Below are 1197 nucleotides of genomic sequence, written 5' to 3'. Positions count from 1 at the left end.
CCTTGATGACATTGTACGCAACCAGCTTTCTGGAAGGTTTTCCAACCTCGTTTCGCTTTCTCATTCAAAACATGCGTGTAACCCAATAAGTAGGCATCAAACGGCGCGCCTGGAGTTTCAAGCCCTTTCACAGACTCAACAATGGACGCTTTGATGTTGTCGATAGAAATTGGTAGGTTTCCAGCGCGTTTAAACAGCGCTTGATACTGCTCGTTGTTTTGAACGTAGCTTTCAATCTTCTGCCAGTTGGAATCCATTTCTAGCGGGTCGTGAATTGGGCCATCCATTTGAGAGACTAACGTATTCGACGAGCCATCCCATAACAGTCGGTAATTCAGTGACGCATTAAAAACCGTGATCGCGTTTCGTGTTCCTGCCCCTTTTACACCTGCTGCTACGGCTGTGTTTTGCGCGCCATTCGTTTGTAGATTGTGGCAACTTTCACAACTGACTTTACCATTCGATGACAAGTTGGGATCTCTAAATAAATACCAACCAATCCGCGCTAACGTAACGTCGACGACCGGATCGCCCTCGATAGGCAAAACAAGTTCGACTTCTGCTTTTGCAACACTGACGGATGATGCGGTACAAACGAATAGCACGGCGGCACCCCATTTGATAGCTGTACTCAGCCTCATAACTTGAACTTCCTAGAACGCTCTAATTATGAACCTAGTTGCAAATGCGATTTTTTGCCATTTTCAGGTAAGAGTAAAAGGTATGATTTTGTTTCGTATAAAGCTCAAGAGGGAGAGAGATAAAAACAGACAGAGCGAGTCCAATAGAATTCGAACTCGCGTCAGGAAGGCAATAGAGCGTGGCTAGTTGACGAAGGCAAGCAGGCGATAAAACCAGGTGACTTCACCGTAAGCAATCAAATCAAAGATGGTGAAGAAGATGACACAGATGATGGCCAATTTGACCAAGCGTTGAACTATAAACATCACAATTTCCTGTTGTTTTTTCGCAGTTTACTACGTCAACAGGCGAATGAAAAACGGATGCTTGTATCAAGGCGTGTTACACAATCAACAAAATTTTTTGCAAAAAATGACGTGCTAGAAGCGCTGTTATCTAAGCGATTGTACTATCTACTTTTTTATTAATTTACTGCTCGTTTTGCTTAAAAAGCAATCGGTTAACTCACTGTATAACCTAGATAAACGAGCGAAAATGGATGTCGACAAGTTGGAC

General features: G+C 43.3%; 2 protein-coding genes. Both read right to left on the bottom strand.

Annotated features, from left to right (window positions below; translation table 11 throughout):
• Positions 1-641 (bottom strand): cytochrome-c peroxidase (locus R7P69_RS24920; protein ID WP_318121782.1); only part of this gene is annotated, 641 nt, incomplete at its 3' end.
• A 183-nt stretch (positions 642-824) separates the two neighbouring features.
• On the bottom strand, positions 825-947 hold the full coding sequence (locus R7P69_RS24915; RefSeq protein ID WP_025625378.1) for a hypothetical protein: 123 nt from the start codon (positions 945-947) through the stop codon (positions 825-827).
• Positions 948-1197: the final 250 nt, after the last annotated feature.

Origin of the sequence: Vibrio sp. 661 (genome assembly GCF_033339315.1) — a bacterium.
GTDB lineage: Bacteria > Pseudomonadota > Gammaproteobacteria > Enterobacterales > Vibrionaceae > Vibrio > Vibrio alginolyticus.
This window is presented reverse-complemented; position numbering and strand designations above follow the sequence as displayed.

Bases quoted from the DNA above. Each gene is read 5' to 3' on its own strand.
- R7P69_RS24915 (WP_025625378.1), bottom strand. From the start codon at position 947: ATGTTTATAGTTCAACGCTTGGTCAAATTGGCCATCATCTGTGTCATC.